This window comes from Microcoleus sp., assembly GCF_041354475.1.
Lineage (GTDB): Bacteria > Cyanobacteriota > Cyanobacteriia > Cyanobacteriales > Microcoleaceae > Microcoleus.
The window spans coordinates 1-18,350 of sequence record NZ_JBGJZU010000106.1 but is presented as its reverse complement, the minus strand read 5'-3'; the positions used below and the strand labels follow the sequence as shown (position 1 = coordinate 18,350).

General features: G+C 44.1%; 16 protein-coding genes. 9 read left to right on the top strand and 7 right to left on the bottom strand.

Features of this window, described 5'->3' with window-relative positions:
- Positions 1-340: 340 nt before the first annotated feature.
- On the bottom strand, positions 341-1,198 hold the full coding sequence (locus ACBR23_RS26300) for a calcium-binding protein (protein WP_371120713.1): 858 nt from the start codon (positions 1,196-1,198) through the stop codon (positions 341-343).
- Positions 1,199-2,845: 1,647 nt separating this feature from the next.
- Here ACBR23_RS26300 and ACBR23_RS26295 point away from each other — a divergent pair.
- Together ACBR23_RS26295 and ACBR23_RS26290 are read left to right on the top strand one after the other, a co-directional pair.
- Complete coding sequence (locus tag ACBR23_RS26295; protein WP_340525773.1) at positions 2,846-3,046, top strand: hypothetical protein; 201 nt, start codon at positions 2,846-2,848, stop codon at positions 3,044-3,046.
- Between the two features lie 168 nt (positions 3,047-3,214).
- On the top strand, positions 3,215-3,727 hold the full coding sequence (locus ACBR23_RS26290; RefSeq protein WP_371117900.1) for a phosphoribosyltransferase: 513 nt from the start codon (positions 3,215-3,217) through the stop codon (positions 3,725-3,727).
- 138 nt (positions 3,728-3,865) lie between these two features.
- Here ACBR23_RS26290 and ACBR23_RS26285 read toward each other — a convergent pair whose 3' ends face one another.
- Complete coding sequence (locus ACBR23_RS26285; RefSeq protein ID WP_371120714.1) at positions 3,866-4,534, bottom strand: Uma2 family endonuclease; 669 nt, start codon at positions 4,532-4,534, stop codon at positions 3,866-3,868.
- A 164-nt stretch (positions 4,535-4,698) separates the two neighbouring features.
- A complete protein-coding gene (dxr, locus tag ACBR23_RS26280; protein ID WP_371120715.1) occupies positions 4,699-5,889 on the bottom strand; it encodes a 1-deoxy-D-xylulose-5-phosphate reductoisomerase in 1,191 nt (396 codons plus the stop codon).
- Positions 5,890-6,071: 182 nt separating this feature from the next.
- Here dxr and ACBR23_RS26275 point away from each other — a divergent pair, with 182 nt between their 5' ends.
- The 4 genes from ACBR23_RS26275 to ACBR23_RS26260 all read left to right on the top strand — a co-directional run bounded on the left by ACBR23_RS26275 (position 6,072) and on the right by ACBR23_RS26260 (position 11,134).
- The gene (locus ACBR23_RS26275) at positions 6,072-8,474 is read left to right on the top strand and encodes a DUF2079 domain-containing protein (protein ID WP_371125708.1); all 2,403 of its coding nucleotides are present in this window, start codon (positions 6,072-6,074) and stop codon (positions 8,472-8,474) included.
- 9 nt (positions 8,475-8,483) lie between these two features.
- Positions 8,484-9,926: a DUF2079 domain-containing protein gene (locus ACBR23_RS26270; protein WP_371120716.1), complete on the top strand. Its 1,443-nt coding sequence runs from the start codon at positions 8,484-8,486 to the stop codon at positions 9,924-9,926.
- 214 nt (positions 9,927-10,140) lie between these two features.
- Positions 10,141-10,515 (top strand): ferredoxin-thioredoxin reductase catalytic domain-containing protein, encoded by a 375-nt coding sequence (locus ACBR23_RS26265; RefSeq protein ID WP_340523405.1) that lies wholly within the window; start codon positions 10,141-10,143, stop codon positions 10,513-10,515.
- A 223-nt stretch (positions 10,516-10,738) separates the two neighbouring features.
- Positions 10,739-11,134, top strand: a complete 396-nt coding sequence (locus ACBR23_RS26260) for a DUF309 domain-containing protein (RefSeq protein ID WP_341735580.1) — start codon at positions 10,739-10,741, stop codon at positions 11,132-11,134.
- Between the two features lie 85 nt (positions 11,135-11,219).
- Here ACBR23_RS26260 and ACBR23_RS26255 read toward each other — a convergent pair whose 3' ends face one another.
- Complete coding sequence (locus tag ACBR23_RS26255) at positions 11,220-11,756, bottom strand: thioredoxin family protein (protein WP_341735579.1); 537 nt, start codon at positions 11,754-11,756, stop codon at positions 11,220-11,222.
- A gap of 211 nt (positions 11,757-11,967) precedes the next feature.
- Positions 11,968-12,897, bottom strand: coding sequence for an agmatinase (gene speB / locus ACBR23_RS26250; protein ID WP_371120717.1), 930 nt, complete (start codon positions 12,895-12,897; stop codon positions 11,968-11,970).
- Between the two features lie 276 nt (positions 12,898-13,173).
- Here speB and ACBR23_RS26245 point away from each other — a divergent pair, with 276 nt between their 5' ends.
- Positions 13,174-14,079 (top strand): alpha/beta fold hydrolase, encoded by a 906-nt coding sequence (locus tag ACBR23_RS26245; RefSeq protein WP_371120719.1) that lies wholly within the window; start codon positions 13,174-13,176, stop codon positions 14,077-14,079.
- Between the two features lie 225 nt (positions 14,080-14,304).
- Here ACBR23_RS26245 and ACBR23_RS26240 read toward each other — a convergent pair whose 3' ends face one another.
- Both ACBR23_RS26240 and ACBR23_RS26235 read right to left on the bottom strand, forming a co-directional pair.
- On the bottom strand, positions 14,305-15,231 hold the full coding sequence (locus ACBR23_RS26240; protein ID WP_371117906.1) for a calcium-binding protein: 927 nt from the start codon (positions 15,229-15,231) through the stop codon (positions 14,305-14,307).
- Between the two features lie 186 nt (positions 15,232-15,417).
- Positions 15,418-15,801 carry a hypothetical protein gene (locus tag ACBR23_RS26235; protein ID WP_371117907.1) on the bottom strand — a complete coding sequence of 128 codons (384 nt, stop codon included), beginning with the start codon at positions 15,799-15,801 and terminating at the stop codon, positions 15,418-15,420.
- Positions 15,802-15,932: 131 nt separating this feature from the next.
- Here ACBR23_RS26235 and ACBR23_RS26230 point away from each other — a divergent pair, with 131 nt between their 5' ends.
- Both ACBR23_RS26230 and ACBR23_RS26225 read left to right on the top strand, forming a co-directional pair.
- A complete protein-coding gene (locus ACBR23_RS26230; RefSeq protein ID WP_340523388.1) occupies positions 15,933-16,616 on the top strand; it encodes a response regulator transcription factor in 684 nt (227 codons plus the stop codon).
- The gene (locus tag ACBR23_RS26225) at positions 16,613-18,190 is read left to right on the top strand and encodes a sensor histidine kinase (protein WP_371117908.1); all 1,578 of its coding nucleotides are present in this window, start codon (positions 16,613-16,615) and stop codon (positions 18,188-18,190) included. The genes ACBR23_RS26230 and ACBR23_RS26225 overlap by 4 nt, the downstream gene beginning before the upstream one ends.
- Positions 18,191-18,350 lie beyond the last annotated feature (160 nt).

The following is an 18,350-nucleotide window of genomic DNA, read 5'->3' as shown; positions in this document are numbered from 1 at the left end:
GATTGAAAGGGTCACTTCTGATTGAGTCTCCAAGAGTTGCTTACCTCTAATACTACAACTTAATAGTTACCCAATCCGGGAAGAATGTCAATAGGTGTCTACCAAAAGTTTTTCAGCCCCCTACCCTTTAGGGCTGGGTTGCTGACTATACATACTACAAAGACATCTACCAAATCTCACTGATTGTTAGCAAATGTTAAAAAAAAAATTAAAAAAAATTCTACACTTAATCAACCTCACCCCGCCACTGGCAGAGTGAGGTTGAAATCATCAAAAACTAGCAACCTTGCGAGAACAGCCCCGGATAAAATCCAGTGCCGCCCCACAATCACCAGTTGTTCTAGAACAACTCGAAGTTGCTTGCAGTAATCGTCAGACCAGGTGTCAACTGAGCCACAGTCAGCACAGAAGAGCCTTGGTTGAAGTACAACACACCGCTTGTCGGATCGTAGACCAACTTGTTCGCCGTAGCAGCAGTTGGAGTCGCTGGCGTGAAACCAGAAACCACAACAAACTCGCTAGCATCGAAGGTTGTGCCCAAAGCAGCGAAAGCACCGCCGGACTTCAAGCGAATCTTATCTTCCACAGGTGTAAAGTCAGTGATCGTGTCTACACCGAAATCTCCACCAGCCGAAGCGAAGTAGAAGGTATCGCTGCCAGCACCGCCTGTCAGGACATCCGAACCTCTGTCGCCAGAGATAAAGTCATTGCCAGCACCGCCATCAACAGTATCGTTGCCTTGACCGCCGTAGACGCTATCGTTGCCGTCACCGCCACTGACGATATCATTGCCAGCACCACCGTAGACCATATCATTGCCCGCACCGCCAAGTACGGTGTCGTTTCCTTGATCTCCAGAAACGGTGTCATTGCCAGCACCGCCATCGAGGAGGTCATTTCCTTGATTGCCAAAGAGTAAGTCATCGCCATCGCCACCAGATACAATGTCGTTACCTTTACCAGCAGCTACAATATCGTTGCCAGGACCGGCACCGATGACATCATTGCCTTTACCTGATAGAACCAGGTCGTTGCCAGCACCAGCGTTGATGATATCGTTGCCATCAAAAGTCAGGATGATGTCGGCTTGTGGACCGCCAGTCAACCTGTTGTCGCCTGCGATACCTCTAATATTTGAGCCACCACCCGGCAGTGTGACTGAAATTGCTGGCGTAGTTGGATTAGTTAGCTGTGTCATTTACACTCCTCCTAAAAGATGAATCATTTTTCTACAATACACTTTTCCCTCCAAAGGGATTCAATAAATTAAACCGGACATCGGTTGAGACTCTAATTTACCCATCTGCTATAGGCTGTCATCTGAAGTACCCCAACTAAGCTTCGTTATAGTTGGGGCTTCCAACTAACACAAAGATAATACAATATGCTGCAAATACACATCAACCATTTTTCATCCGATCGCGAACTCAATAGGGAGAAATCGCACCGGAGTGGTATTTAGTGTCGATCGCAACTGGTTCGATCGCCCGGAATCGGGTTTTGACCAAGTTGGGTTCTGTTAGTATACTGCTATACAAATATTCTAGACAAGTCTAGACATTTGCTTCTTGCTTCATCGGGAGCATGGGAGCGGCTATCCCTCAGCAAGCTTTCACGGTTTAGCGAACCGCGATACATTAATTGCTCTCATCAACCAGACTTTTGAGATCCACTGATAGTTCCCCAAAAATCCAAATTTTTGCGACCATCTAAGATTGGCTCTGCACCATGACCATCCAGCAATCTGCCTACAAACGACCACATTCATTCCCACACCCAGACTGACTCGTCTCCCATCGGCAGCTAATTATGCCATAGCCAATCCCCAATCGCCAATCCCCAATCGATTAACTGGGGCTGAAAGTAGCAACTCTTTCGGAATGAGAAAATCAGCCATATTGCTGTTGACATCCAGACAATAGTGAGCTGCGATACAATTTGCAATAATCCCGCACCACGAGAGCCAAATGCCACCGGGCCCACCACCAGATTGAACTCATAACCAGAAAGCAGCCTTGTATTCAATTACACCATGTGTTCCGAACTCTTGCCTCAATAATTAACTAGGATTCTTCCTCTAACTTAGCTGCTTCTACTGGGGGTCTTTTGATACTTATTTGCAAAAAGGAGAGGGGCAGAACTACAGGCCAAAAAAGAGGACCGAACACTAAAGCGACCCAAGATATCCAGTCTGTTTTAGACGTAGCCGTATCCTTCCAAAAACGTTGAAACCAAACTAAAAAAACCATTGAAGCAATCAAGAAATAACCAATAACTATCATGTTTCCCCGCCTCTGTTTTTCTGAACTCACAGTGTTTGTGATTATTATATATCAGATTGATTTCGGATTTTGGATTTCGGATGCTCGCCACTGATTAGTCACTGGGGCTTCAGTCACTGGGGCTTCAGTCAGTAGTCAGCAGTCCAACAATTTCAGATTGGGGATGTGAGATTGTCGATTGTGCCCGTCAGTCAGTTGGGGCGTTAGATTGAATCCGAGGCTTGGTTCTGCTTTAAATCCCAAATCCCGGCCTCAAATTAGCCTAGTCACCAGTCAGACTTCACCCCTTGGCCGTCATCAGTAGCAAGACATTAGGAATTATGAACTTAAGTGTTAAAATATTTTAAGATATAATAGCGATTAGAGCCTAGTCCAAAGCTACAAATTGAGACGGATTTAGTACGGGACTCCTGGGAGCGATTAGATACAAGCCCCAGAGTGAATCACCGATGACACAAATCACTAATTTCCCGCCAATAAATCACATTTACTCGTGTATGGGAATCACATCAATCTTAAATCAATAAGTCAATACTATCAAAAGTGAGTTCAATAAAAATCCAATGATGACCAAAACACTTTTACCTCAATTTACGATTGCAGAGCTAGTCTTTCAGGTATATCACTCTGGTTTATTAACTCGGACTCACCGACAACAGATCAGGACAGCACTACTAAACGAGTGTCTCACCGAAGAAGATCAGACAGCCATCAACCGTTTGCTGCACGCTGTGCGTCGCGGGTGGCTGAAAGTAGTAGATTAAAATCAGCCCCCATCTGATTGGGGATTTTGAATTTAAGATTGGAAATTTGGGATTTGGCCAGTCCTCAGTATCGGAAGCAATCAATCTAGGGCTTTGCTCCCTGGATACTTTCATGCCATTGTCATCAAAATATTGAATAATATCTGTAACATTTCAATCATATTAGGCATGAGCGACCTTTACATTTCTTGGTCAGATTACCATCGAAAAATTGAGGATTTGGCTGTAAAAATTGATGAATCTCAGTGGAACTTCGATAGCATTGTGTGTCTAGCCCGTGGTGGGCTGCGGGCTGGCGATATTTTGTCGCGGATTTTCCACAAACCCCTGGCAATTTTAGCAGCCTCATCCTATGGTGGAGCCGAGGGGAAAGTCCGAAGTTCGATTAAATTTGCCCGCGATTTGACCATGGTGGGCGATGATTTAGGTAAAAAAGTTCTGCTGGTTGACGATTTGGTCGATTCGGGGGTGAGTTTGCAGCAAAGTATCCTGTGGCTGAAGAGTCGCTACAGCCCAGATATTCAGGAAATTCGGACGGCGGTGCTTTGGTACAAAGCTGGTTCCGCTGCGAAACCAGATTATTATGTAGATTATTTAGCTGATAATCCTTGGATTCATCAACCCTTTGAAATGTATGAAAATATGAGTACGGCTGATTTGCGCGCGAAAGTTAGCAAATAAAAGAGTGACATACTCCCACATCAAATCTGATTACAGATTATGATGTGGGCTTCTTAACAGCCCGATGAAGGCTAAACATATAGTGGTTCTCAGTCGAAGGGTAGCACAAGTGCCCAAGGCCCACTGTTTATTTAGCCTTTATTTCGTTTGTAATTCCTCTCGAACCCAAGCTCGAAAGGCTCTGATAGTTGGGCTTCTGCCTTCGGTTTTACTGCGATCGACATATTGAGGAATTAGATCGATAATGGGAAAGTCGGGGAAGTTTTGGTTGCTACTGGACTCGGTATATTTTCCCTCTTCGAGCCGATAAATCTTCAGCACTTCCCCGTCATATCTCCAGAGTTCGGGAACTCCTAAAGCTTCATAGCAGTTTAAACTCGTTTGTGAAGAATTATCAATCTCGATCGCCAAATCAGGCGGCGGGTCTACAGTTAAATCTAGCCTGTCTTTCCCTCTGACAGCAGCTTGATTTTGGATGTAAAAACAGTCATCAGGTTCTACACCTGTTTGCATATCTTGGCGTTTGAAGGTAGTCGAACCTAAAACTTCACAATCCACATTAAGTTCTTCCAGGAGTACGTTAACCAAGTATCCAATCAACGATTTAGCTTTCTCATGTTTTGGTAGTGGCATCCTGATTTCCAATATTCCTTTGTAATAAGCAAGTCGAACTGCATAACCTTCTCCTAATTCGTCTAAAATAGCTTCGTAGATTTCCCAGCTAACATTTTGTAACTGCACTTGATTGCCGGGAGGAACGATTAGTTGGTTTAGTGCAAATACTGTAGGCTTAACTTGAGTTTGCATGATATTCGGCTGCTTGTAGGATTGAGAATCATGGCTCTATTTTATCAAGGGATTTAGAAATAGATTGCCACAGCTTTCAAGAACAGGCTCTCCGGCCTGTTTCACAATAATATTAATTTTTTTGTGGCACGGGTCGGAGAACCCGTGCAAGTTTAGTGACACAATTACCGCACCGAAAGAATGCGCGCACCCAATTCCATACTTTCCGCCAAAACTTCCTGCCGCGCCCACTTATCCGCAGCCAAAATATCATCTAAACCAGGATTTGCACAGTTATCTTGTTGATGTTTATCGCAGGTATTTTCAATCAATTTCGGAATGTCCAAAAACTCAATTTTTTCCTCCAAAAAGAGTGATACCGCCTGTTCGTTCGCCGCATTCAATACCGCAGGCATGGAACCGCCAGCCCGTCCAGCCGCATAGGCTAACTGCATACAAGGATACTTTTTATGGTCTGGTTCTCGGAAAGTCAAATCCCCGGCTTTTACCAAATCAAATGGTTTCCAATCAGTATAAATTCGCTCTGGCCAAGACAAGGCATAAAGCAGTGGCAACCGCATATCTGGCCATCCCAATTGTGCTAAAACCGACGTATCTTGCAGTTCTATTAAGGAGTGAATTATGCTCTGGGGATGAATGACAATATCAATGTCGTCATAATCCATTCCAAACAAATAGTGAGCCTCAATTACTTCTAACCCTTTATTCATCAAAGTTGCCGAATCAATGGTGATTTTCTGTCCCATGGACCAATTCGGATGTTTCAAAGCATCCGCCACTTTCACTTCCGCTAACTTTTCAATGGGCAAATCTCGAAAAGAACCTCCCGAAGCAGTAAGAATAATCCGCCGCAAGCCACCTGGAATTACCCCTTGGAGACACTGAAAAATTGCGGAATGTTCCGAGTCTGCTGGTAATATTTTAACTCCGTGTTTTTCGATGAGGGGGTTGACAACGGGACCGCCTGCGATTAATGTTTCTTTATTGGCTAAGGCGATATCTTTACCTGCTTGGATAGCGGCAATTGTTGGTAACAAACCAGCACAGCCCACTATGCCCGTGACGACGGCTTGAGCGTCGCCATATTTGGCAACTTCGACAATGCCTGTCTCCCCAGCCAGTAAAATAGGTTGAGGGTCGATATCTGCGATCGCCTCTTGTAATTCCTGTAATTTATCTTCGTCCCCAATCGCGACAATGGATGGCCGAAATTGTCTGATTTGTTGCGCCAGCAATGTCACATTTCGTCCGCAGGTTAAGCCGACAATCCGAAATTGTTCGGGGTATTGAGCTACAATATCTAGAGTTTGAGTGCCGATGGAGCCTGTAGAGCCGAGAAGAGTTATAGCTTTCACAATTTTTTAAGGTTTTGTGGATCATTCTAATATTACGATTGCGGGGATGAAATTTGGCGATCGACTAATAGACCTCTCCAATAATTTTTGTGGAACAGGTATTCAGCCTGTTCCCACCTTAGTTTTCGGGAGATGTCTAATGAATTGGAGGATTTGTCAGGAGTCAGGTAGTGGCAGATTTTATGCGGAATGAGTCGAATTTTGATGATTCCAGTGAGGACAGCGGCGTCTCCATCACGGAAAATATAGAAGAAAGTCGATCGCAGCTACCGTCGAGTTTGCTAATTGCGATCGCCACTACAGCGACAATTTTATTTTTGTCTAGCAGTTTGCGACACGCCTTGTTTCAATCCACTGCTTTCGATTTAGGCATTTTTGACCAAGCGATTTACTTAATCAGCCAAAACCAAACGCCTTTTTCCTCTTTGATGCAGATGCACATTTTAGGCGACCACGCAGCGGTAATATATTATCCCCTAGCTTGGTTGTACAAAATTTACCCCGATGTGCATTGGCTGTTTTTAGTACAAGCAGTGGCTTTATCCCTGGGGGCTTGGCCTAGCTGGAGTTTAGCACGCTTGGCAAGTTTGAATCCAGAACAATCCCGCGCGATCGCATTTATTTACTTACTATATCCCGTAGTATTTAACATCAACTTATTTGATTTTCACCCAGAAGTAATCGCCTTACCCGCACTTTTAGCAGCAATTTTTGCAGCCCGTTTAAACAAAATTCTGTGGTTTAGTGCGGCTATTTTATTAATTTTAAGTTGCAAAGCAGTTTTGTCCCTAACTGTCGCAGCCATGGGTTTATGGCTATTGTTATGCGAAAAAAAACAACGATGCGGCGCGATCGCACTTGTGTTCGGCATCGCCTGGTTTGTGATTGCTTCCCAAAAAATTATTCCCTTCTTTAGCGGTAGCGAAGTCGCCGGAGTAGGGCGCTACAGTTATCTAGGAAAATCGGTACTAGAAATTATTATAAACATCATCTTAAAGCCACAATTAATCTTAGGTAAATTCTTTTCAATTGATACTTTTAAATATATATTTCTACTCAGCTTACCACTATTTTGGGGATTGTTGCCATTCTCCAGCAAAATAGGAATGCGATATTTGCTTCCACTGATTCCAGCCCTCCCAACTCTCGCCATCAATATTCTCTCAGACTTGCCATTTCAACGCAGCTTAGCCTATCAATATTCAGTGCCTATAATTCCATTTTTATTATTAGCGGTTATCTCGAAGTCAACGCCCGTCAACCCCGCACAGTCTACCCCCCCCTACTCCGCACAGTCAACCCCCCCCTACCCCCCCCAAGGGGGGAAATTAGGAGATAAAAATGTTGAATTCTCGCAACCAATTAATTCTGAGTCAACCCCCCCCTACCCCCCCCAAGGGGGGAAATTAGGAGATAAAAATGTTGAATTCTCGCAACCAATTAATTCTGAGTCAACCCCTCCCTACCCCCCCCAAGGGGGGAAATTAGGAGATAAAAATGTTGAATTCTCGCAACCAATTAATTCTGAGTCAACCCCCCCCTACCCCTCCCAAGGGGGGAAAGTAGGAGATAAAAATGTTGAATTTTCGCCACCAATTAATTCTGAGTCAACCCCCCCCTACCCCTCCCAAGGGGGGAAAGTAGGAGATAAAAATGTTGAATTCTCGCAACCAATTAATTCTGAGTCAACCCCCCCCTACCCCCCCCAAGGGGGGAAAGTAGGAGATAAAAATGTTGAATTCTCGCAACCAATTAATTCTGAGTCAACCCCCCCCTACCCCTCCCAAGGGGGGAAAGTAGGAGATAAAAATGTTGAATTCTCGCAACCAATTAATTCTGAGTCAACCCCCCCCTACCCCCCCCAAGGGGGGAAATTGGGAGATGAAAATGTTGAATTTTCGCCACCAATTAATTCTGTGTCAACCCCTCCCTACTCCCCACAAGGGGGGAAATTGGGAGATGAAAATGTTGAATTGTGGCAACCAATTAATTCTGAGTCAACCCCCCCCTACCCCCCCCAAGGGGGGAAATTGGGAGATAAAAATGTTGAATTCTCGCAACCAATTAATTCTGAGTCAACCCCCCCCTACCCCCCCCAAGGGGGGAAATTAGGAGATGAAAATGTTGAATTCTCGCAACCAATTAATTCTTTTTTCCCCTTGAAAATTTCCCAACTCCCTCAATTTTGGCTGGGAATGGAATTACCAAAAGCCATGATAATTTGGTCGTTAATCATCTTCCTGTTTCTCGGCGAGTACAAAGATTTTTTTCTGTATCTAAATAGACTAGATACTTGGCAAGCAACACGGGACGCGATCGCACAAATTCAACCCCAAAGCAGTATCTTAACAGACAATAGACTGGCCCCTCACTTTGCCCACCGCCCCATCGTCAAATTGCTTTCCCAAATTTCACCCCAAACAGATTTAGCTGAATTTAAATACATATTATTAAACCAACGCCATCCCTGGCCAGATACCGAAAAAATTGGTAATAACTTAGCCACTCAACTGCAAAGCACTCCCCAATTTCAATTAACCTATCAAAAAGAACAAGTTCTGCTATTCAAACGCATCGCTGATTAAACCCATAAAATGCTAACCTTAAAATCCCTAAAACTCCATCCAGTATTTTTAATGATTGTCGCCACAACAATCGTCTTATTTGCTTGCAGTAGCGTGCGACACGCTTTGTTTCATTCCACTGCCTACGACTTAGCCATTTTTGACCAAGCCATTTATTTAATCTCTCAAAATCAAACGCCATTTTCTTCTTTAATGGCAGTTAATATTTTAGGCGATCACGCGGCCTTTATTTTTTATCCCCTGGCTTTACTTTACAAAATATATCCAGACGTTCATTGGCTGTTATTCGTACAAGCAATTTCCTTAGCTTTGGGTGCTTGGCCTAGTTGGAGTTTAGCACGTCAAGCAGGCTTAGATGAAAAAAAATCAATGGCAGTGGCAGCAGTCTATCTGCTTTATCCCGCAGTATTTAATGTCAATCTTTTTGACTTTCATCCAGAAGTAATTGCTTTCCCCGCGCTTTTAGCAGCAATCTTGGCGGCGCGGCTGAACAAAATACTATGGTTTTGTGCAGCCATTGTCTTAGTTTTGAGTTGCAAAGCCGTGTTATCTTTAACTGTGGCAGCCATGGGTTTTTGGCTGTTATTTTTTGACAAACAGCGGAATTGCGGACTAATCGCTTTATTTCTAGGTGTGGGTTGGTTTTTGATAGCAACTCAGGCCATTGTACCCTATTTTAATCAAGGGAAAGAACACGCGGGAATTGGCAGATATCAATATTTAGGTAAGTCGGTTTTAGAAATAGCTGCTAATTTGATATTGAAGCCCCATCTAATTTTAACACGTTTGTTTTCTGGGGAGACTTTTGGGTATTTAGCCTTATTGCTATTTCCGGTAATTTGGTGGATTTCTCCACGGCATCTGACACCTTTGATTAGTGCAGTGCCGATGTTAGCTATGAACATTCTTTCGGATATTCCGGCTCAAAGAGATTTAATTCATCAATATTCTATTCCCATATTCCCGTTTTTATTGGTGGCAGTGATTGCCAATTTGTCTGAGTATAATCAGCCGGAATTCAAAATACCTAAAATATTCGATCGCCTCAGAATTTCTAGTTTATCTTGGGAGCGGAATATCGTAATTTGGTCATTAATAAGTTTTTTGTGCTTGGCGAAATACGGCTATTTTTGGAGTATTTATTTAGAAGGCATTGACACTCTGCCGGCAACGAAAGAGGCAATTTCTCTGGTTCAAACTAAAGGCAATGTTTTAACGACATCAAATATTGCTCCGCACTTAAGTCACCGTCCTGTGGTAAAATTAACTTTGGCTCACACGCCGCCTGCAAATCTGACAAAATTTGACTATGTGTTGCTGAATTGGCGCTATCCAGGCTGGATGAGCGATCGAGGTTTTGTGCAAAACTTAGTAACTCAACTCACCAACAATCCCCAATTTCAACTGAAATATCAACGGGATGACATTTATTTATTTACTAAACAGCCCTAAATGCGATCGCCCACAATTTCAAATGCTTTACCACCAGGCAGCAGTGCGTAAACATAGCTAGCCGTCGGTGCCCTTAACTCTGACACCACTTCCCCCTAAGTCTGCGTTACCCAGTCAAGTAGATTTTAAATTACATAAATATCAAGTGTTTAAAATCACATTCTGCGGTACAATTATGAAAAGCTCGTGACATCCTCAACTCCGATCCTAAACTATGAATACAACAGAGAACACAACAGAAAAATCCAAACTCTCCAACGAAAAAACCTTGGAGGCTATGAAGAATTTCTCCGAAACTTACGCCAAGCGCACCGGGACTTACTTTTGTTCCGAGCTTTCTGTCACAGCAGTCGTAATTGAAGGACTAGCAAAAAATAAAGACGAACTAGGTGCTCCCCTATGCCCTTGTCGGCACTACGAAGACAAAGAGGCCGAGGTAAAAGCAGCCTACTGGAATTGTCCCTGCATTCCCATGCGCGAGCGCAAAGAATGTCATTGTATGTTATTTTTGACACCAGACAATGATTTTGCTGGAACGAGTCAGGAAATTGGAATGGATCAGCTTCAAGCAGTCAGAGAGACTATGTAATCAGTTAAGTAGGCGGGCGTTAACTAGCCGCAGTTTTGAAAACAAGTTTTTATGTATAGATATTTTTAAAACTTAGCTATCAAAACTTTTAATCAAATCCGCCTACTACAATAGGTTGCTCCCAAAAAAAACGTCACTGGCGGGAGGACACCGCACAAGCATTATTCAATATGTCTCATTAATTTCTAGAATCAACAATTTCAAATCTTAAATTTAAAACCCAATGGAACAGGAAATGCCGACGGAGTTTTGGCAAGGCATCGAAGAGTTTAATAGTAAACAATTTTACGCTTGTCACGATACTTTAGAGGCCTTGTGGATGGAAGCAGGCGAGCCAGAAAAAAGATTTTATCAAGGACTTTTACAAATTTCTGTGGGACTTTATCACTTAGGAAATCAAAACTGGCGCGGCGCTGTAATTTTGTTGGGAGAAGGGATAAATCGGCTCAGTTATTATCAGCCTAGTTATGCGGGAATTGCTGTGGCAGATTTGCTGCAACAAAGCACTCAACTATTGAATGCTTTGCAACAAGCTGGTTCGGAAAAAGTGGCGGATTTTTTACCATTATTAATTGGTGTGGAAGTTGCGAATTTGCAATTGCCACGCATTAGTTATTAGTTATTAGTTATTGGAGGCAGAGTCTGGAAGACTCAAAACAAACAAAACAAATAATTAATAACCAATAACAACTAACAATTAACAACTACGATCGCCACTTGACAGAACAGCCGATCGCCTCTGTACTCGAAGGCTCTACCGATTCATCCTTCAGCAATTGGGCGATCGCACTTCGTAGATAAGCCACCTGCACCGCTGCGGCATCATCAGCATTGTCATCAATCAAACCTTTGTAACGCAATCTGCCATCTCGATCTAGCAAAAATACTTCCGGTGTTTTAGAAGCCCCAAAACTTTCAGCGACATCTTGAGCCACATCTCGGATGTAAGGAAAATTGAGTTGATTGTTAGCCGCAAATACTTTCATGTTTTCAAAACTGTCTTCGGGATATTGATTAGCATCATTAGCATTAATCCCGATTAAAGTAAAATCCTCGTCTTGAAAATCTGCTTGCAGTTCTTTTAGGCGATCGAGATACAACTTTACATAAGGGCAGTGATTGCACATAAATACTACCCCGATCGCCCGAAATTTTTCTAAATATCGAGCTAAATGGTGAACTTCTTCATCAACTCCCGGCAGTTCAAAATCTGGAGCGTAGCCATTAATCGGAGTACCCATTGTTTCCCTTAGTAATTTTTTTTCACAGTCAACAGTCAACAGTCAAGAATCATATAAAGTGCAACCTGAATCCATCTTAACCCTATTTTTCAATCCATATCAATCACAACCATCGGATATTTTGTCAAAAACCCGGTGGTTGTGTCAAGGACTAAATAGCTTGCTGGTGGGACAAATCTTTTCATCCTTTTTGCTGATGTTCTAAAGTTAATCAACCCTCGTCTTGCTTTAGCCAACCTTGAGCCACAGCTTGATATCCAATCATTTTGTATGCTAATTTAGCGGCAGTAAATTCTGACACTACAGAATCTACAACAGGTGCTAATTCCATAATGTCACAGCCGATGACTTCGTAGGACTCGAAGACACGGCGCAAAAATCCAGTCAGCGAATACCAATTTAACCCGCCCGGTTCTGGAGTGCCAACCCCAGGAATTAAAGTCGGATCGATGCCATCTAAGTCTATAGTCAAAAATACTCGCTTAGTTGTGATACTGGCAATTGCCCGATCGGCCCAATCTGGTTGAGTAGCAATTTCCCTAGCTCTAATCACATTAAGCTGTTTTGCTTTAATCAAATCAGCTTCTTCCTTACAGATAGCACGAATGCCGATTTGCAGTGTGGGTAAACCCATATCAACCACCCGCCGCATCACACAGGCGTGGTTATGAATCGAACCTTCATACTCGTGTCGCAAGTCGCCGTGGGCATCAACTTGTATAACTGTGAAAGGTTGATCGGGGTATGCTTGGCGATAACCTTCGACAACGCCGGCGGTGATGCTGTGTTCGCCTCCGAGGGAGATCACAAATTTATTTTCTGTAACTAACTGATACACTGCTTCTTGGGTGACTCGCAGCATTTCTAGGGATGAAACTGGTTGGCTGTTGCGGGTATCTGCGATCGGATCTTTTGTATAAATTCCGACATCGTAGCAAACTTCAGAATCGAGTTCTTCGTCGTAGCATTCGAGTTGATGAGAAGCTTCTAGAAGTTTGGCGGGCCCGTTTTCGCAGCCGCGACGGTAAGTGGTGGTAGCCTCGTAGGGAATTGGTAAGATCACTACTTTGGCGGTGTCGTAGTCGGGTACGATTTCTGATCCGAGAAATGGTACGACAGCAGTGGAAATGATCGTTGGCATAGGGGAAATTTCAATAAGGCAAAAAATTCAGCATCTTTAATGGTGGCACAATATTGGCTCGTAGTGCAAAGTAGTCAGTTGACAGTTGACAGTTGACAGTTGACAGTTGGCAGTTGTCAGTTGGCAGTTGGCAGTTGGCAGTTGGCAGTTGGGCCGTTGTCAGTTGGGCCGTTGGCCGTAGTCAACAGTCAACAGTCAACAGTCAACAGTCAACAGCTAACAATGCCCCATGCCCTATGCCCTATGCCCTATCTCAAATCTCAAATCTCAAATCCCATGACTTCTTCTACGTTAACTACTGTTGCACCTCAAACTTGGGTGTGGAAAGGCTTTCCGATTTGTTACCAGACTGCGGGAACCCAGGGGCCTGCGGTGGTGTTTGTCCACGGTTTCGGTGCGTCTTGGGGCCATTGGCGCAAGAATTTGCCGGCATTGGCTGTTGATTGTCGCTGTTTTGCGATCGATCTGATCGGTTTTGGGGCTTCTGCTAAACCTGTGCCGAAACTGGAAATTGACTATTCTTTTGAGACTTGGGGTCAGCTAATTGCTGATTTTTGTCGGGAAGTTGCGGGGGGGCCTGCTTTTTTGGTGGGAAATTCGATCGGCTGTGTGGCGATTATGCAAGCTGCTGTGGATTTTCCTGAGATTGCTTCTGGTGTCGTTTTACTTAATTGTTCTTTGCGCTTGTTGCACGATCGCAAACGGGCCCAAATGCCTTGGTATCGCAGTTTAGGAGCGCCCATAGCACAAAAAGTTTTAAATGTCAAATGGATTAGTCAATTATTTTTCAAACAATTGGCCACGCCGAATACAGTGCGAAAAGTGCTTTTGCAAGCTTATCACCGTCCTGAAGCTGTTACTGATGAACTGATAGAAATGTTGTTGAAACCAGCGCGAGATCCTGGTGCTGTGGAAGTTTTTGTAGCATTTATTAGTTATTCTCAAGGTCCGTTACCGGAGGATTTGTTGCCTCGTTTGAGCTGTCCTGCTTTGATTTTGTGGGGTACGGATGACCCTTGGGAGCCGATCGCCCTTGGACGAGAATTAGCCAAATACCCAGCGGTTGAACAGTTTATTCCTTTGGAGGGGGTTGGCCATTGTCCCCAGGATGAAGCGCCGGAATTGGTGAATCCTATTTTACTTGATTGGATTAAAGGGCGATCGGCATTGCCAGCAAATTAGTATGATTGAACCGCGAAGACGCGAAGGACACGAAGGAAGAAGTGGGAAGAAGAAATTCTACTCGTTACCAGGCTCTGGCCTGGTAATGCCGATCGGGAGGCTCTGCCTCCATTTTGGAGCCTGGTAATGCCGATCGCGAGGAAGGCTGACTTTCTATTTTCCTTTTTCGAGGCAGAGCAAGAGTGATATGGGTTCCCAGGCTGGAGCCTGGGAACCAGTTATAGTTCAAACAAACAGGAAACTATCAGGTGTAAAGTTGCCTTGAATTACAGCTATTTGGTCTGATGTACCTGCTAAATTGATGGAGTTACCAACAATATTGTAGTTGGAAATATTCCCACGTAATTGGATGCGATCTATTCCTGGCTGAAAATCTTGAATCGATGCAAATCCGGTGCCACTATAGTAGGTCTTGGTGGCATCTCCTAGCACAAAAACATCTCTACCCTTACCCCCAATCAGCACATCTGTTTCATTACTTCCTGGTGTGGCACTCAAGGGATTTACTCCAATTAGCGTATCATTTCCACGCAAACCTGAGAGTGTATCGTTACCTTCTCCTCCTACTAAAGTATTGTTTTCGATGTTTCCGGTAAGGACATCTACATTGGGAGTACCTGTGACATTAACGAAATTCTCTACCGTAAAATTCAGAGTGCCGATAGTGGGTATATTGTTAACGGCTAACCGATTCTGGGACAAGTCCACGTTAATAGAAGCTGTGCCGCTACCTGTTGAAGCATCGATGGTATTAATCTGTCCTAAAGGAGCAATTATGTCTTCTATGCTTTGCAGGGTATCATTACCGGCTGTGCCTTTGCTGACAAGGCCTTGAGCCTTCAGGGTAATGCCACTTCCTAGGGAAAGATAGCTAATTGTATCTGTCCCTAATCCTCCTATTATGCTATCAGTGCCGCTACTACCTAGGATGAAGTTGTTTAAACTATCTCCGGTAATATTGTCGTTTCCTGCTGTGGTATTGATACTGTTGGCTGGCGGTGCGGGTGGAGTTTGGTTTTGGGGAGGTAGAGCAGAACTGGTGATTTGTCCGCCTTGATTTGGAGGTGGTGGATTGCCGGGTGTACCTTGATTTTGAGGTGGTGGATTGCCTGGTGCATTAATTAAATTAGGATTAGGAAATAGTTGTGGCATGGTGTAATTACCTCGATTATTTTTCTAAGTTTCAAGCAGTTGTCAGGCTACAGAAATTGATTCTTGCTCGCCCTTTGCTTTAGTCGCTACAATCATTAAGCTGGTTGAAGATGACATTTATCCCTGTGCTAGGATTACAGTTTTGTAATCCGGAGAAATTAGCGTTTTTCTGAATTTTGGGGTAAATTACGATCGCGGGAGTGGACGCGGTGGAATGCCCAAAATTTGAATCAACTGTGCTTCGCTGACTCCCAATTTTTTCGCAGCACCGGGAATATCTAAAGGAGGGGGCGGAGGAGGGGGTGGACAATTCTTGTCACTTGGTGGTTCCGGGGGTTTGGCGGGTAGCCCCAATGCTTCGATTAACTTGGCTTCGGTGACTCCTAATTGTTTGGCCGCTGTGGCAAAATCTATACGGGGCGGATGTCTGCGCTCTTGACTTGGTTCTGGTGCGCTCTGGGCTAGTAGAGTATTAGAAGAACTAGCTGTAGTCCGATTCTGGAAAGTCAAGCTGCTAAATCCCAGCAGCAAGGCTGTAGCAGGTAGTGCGAGTAGTGAAGCAATTTTCATGATATTTACGAAAATATTGACAGCAACATTAAACTCCCGAAACATTACCTGCAACTATGGGAATAGATTACAATTTTGTAATTTAATTAAATAAATAATCGCGCTATAATCGCAACCTGATCGGTAAATCTATGAATGTTTTATATGTTGAAGATGAAGCAAAAATCGCCAATTTTGTTTGTATTGGTTTGAAAGAACAAGGCTTTGTGGTGGATTATTGCGATAATGGTAATGATGGCTACGATCGCGCGATGGATAATCAGTACGATGCGATCGTCCTGGATATTGTTTTACCGGGAAAAGATGGATTATCTATTCTGAAACTTCTGCGAAAGGCTGGACGCAATGTACCTGTGATTTTATTAACGGCTCGCAATGAACTAGACGATCGCATTGAAGGGTTACATCTCGGTGCTGATGACTATTTGGCGAAACCTTTTTTTGTAGAAGAGTTAGTTGCTCGGATTTATGCTGTGGTGCGACGGGCTTCTGGCGATCGCCAAAATATTCTCAGTGTCGGCCCAGTTAAGCTCGATCGCATTCTCCGAGAAGTTACCTGCGATTCTCATGCGGTAGAACTTACCACCCGTGAGTTTAATCTGTTGGAATATCTGATGCGATCGCCCGGTAGGGTACTCACTCGCACGCAAATCCTCGAACATATCTGGGGCTATGATTTTAATCCGAATACGAATGTGGTAGATGTCTGTATTCAACGCATTCGCAAGAAAATTGAACCCATCGGCGGTACGGGATGGGTTGAGAGCGTGCGGGGCGTTGGCTATCGGTTTCGCAAACCAACTTCCCCATCATGAAACTGCAATCTTTTCGCTTTCGGATTACTCTATTCTCGGCTGTTCTGGCTAGTGTGGCTCTGATTGGCTTTAGTATTGTTTCGTGGTGGTTGATTTATGATGCTAAGGTGAAACGTCTTGATGCTGAAATCAAGAATCAGTTAATGCAATCTACCCGTCCCGCATCAACCCAATGGGATAATTATGCTAATTCTTTGCCATTATTTTTGGGGATGAATGGGAAAACAACTGTGGCTTTGCTGGTGAATGACAGAGATGGTAATTTGCTCTACAAATCGACTCAGTGGCAAGATGGAATTGATGCTGATTCACTCTGGCGATCGCTTCCCCAACCTCCTCCCGATCCTGTGAGAATACCTTTTGAATTAGCACCTCCCCCTCCACCTCTCAATGGAATTGATTCATTGTTACCGAGAGAAAGAAGGCCTCCGCGCGATCGACCTCCTGAATTCGATCGCCCCGATTCATTCTCTCCCAGAGAAAGAAGACCTCCGCGCGATGGGCCTCCTGAATTCGATCGACCTGATTTTCCTCAAGTTTTGGAGGCTAAGCTAGCAACAAGCCGTACTAGCAAGACTATTTGGCGTGTAGGCGCAATTCATTCTCCTCAGACTCAAATAGCGATCGCCGTTAACTTACAGGCGATCGATCTAGAAATGACATCGATTGGTAATATCTTTCTGATATCAATTCCTGTAGTCCTTTTACTCGTAGCCGGTGGAGCTTGGGTGATATCGCGGAGTATTTTGTATCCCATTGGGCGACTAACTACGGCAATCCGAAATGTTACTGTACAAGGACTAGATCGTCGCGTGCCCCTCGGTTCAACGGATATAGAGTTTGTAGAGTTAATTTCTGTGTTCAATCAAATGCTGGAACGTCTGGAACGGAGTTTTCAGCAAGCTTCTCGATTTAGTGGAGATGCTGCTCATGAATTAAAGACACCGCTGGCAATTTTGCAAGGTCAACTAGAACGGGCTTTGCATCAAGCCCAAGAGGAGTCCGAAATGCAACAAACTTTCAGTAAGTTATTGGATGAAGTGCGCCGACTGAGTGAAATTACCCGCAAACTTTTACTACTTTCTCTTGCTGATGCCGGACGGATGAGCTTAAATTGGGTTGAGGTGAATCTGTCTGCTCTGTTAGCTGAAATTGCTGAAGATATGGAACTGTTAGCACCGGATTTAGAAGTGCAAATGGCAATTGCTCCTAATTTATATATCAAGGGCGATCGCGATTTGCTGGTGCAGGTTTTGCAAAATCTGGTTGGTAATGCGATTAAATATAATTTGCCAGAGGGTTGGCTCAGGTTACAGGCTAACTGTCTGGGAAAAACAGTAATTGTGAAAATTGTCAATAGTTCTCAAGATATTTCTTTTGGCGAGGGCGATCGGATTTTCGATCGCTTCCATCGTGGCGACTCTAGTCAAACCCAAAAAATTGCAGGTTCGGGATTGGGACTAAGTTTAGCACGGGAAATAGCCAGGGCCCACGGTGGCGATATTAAGCTAGATGCTGCCATAGTTGGTCAAACAGGATTCACCCTTAGTTTACCTGTGGGCGATCGTGATTAATACCCTTGGCCGTTCCTATCTAGGCCGGATGTATTGACACTCCCTGGCCTAAAGGCGCAGGGATTCTTGGATCAGCCAGTCGATTTGCTCGTTGATGCTACCACCAGCGAGTAGAGATCGGTCTGTCCCCGAGCGTGAATTTCGGTGTGCCCCACCGTAT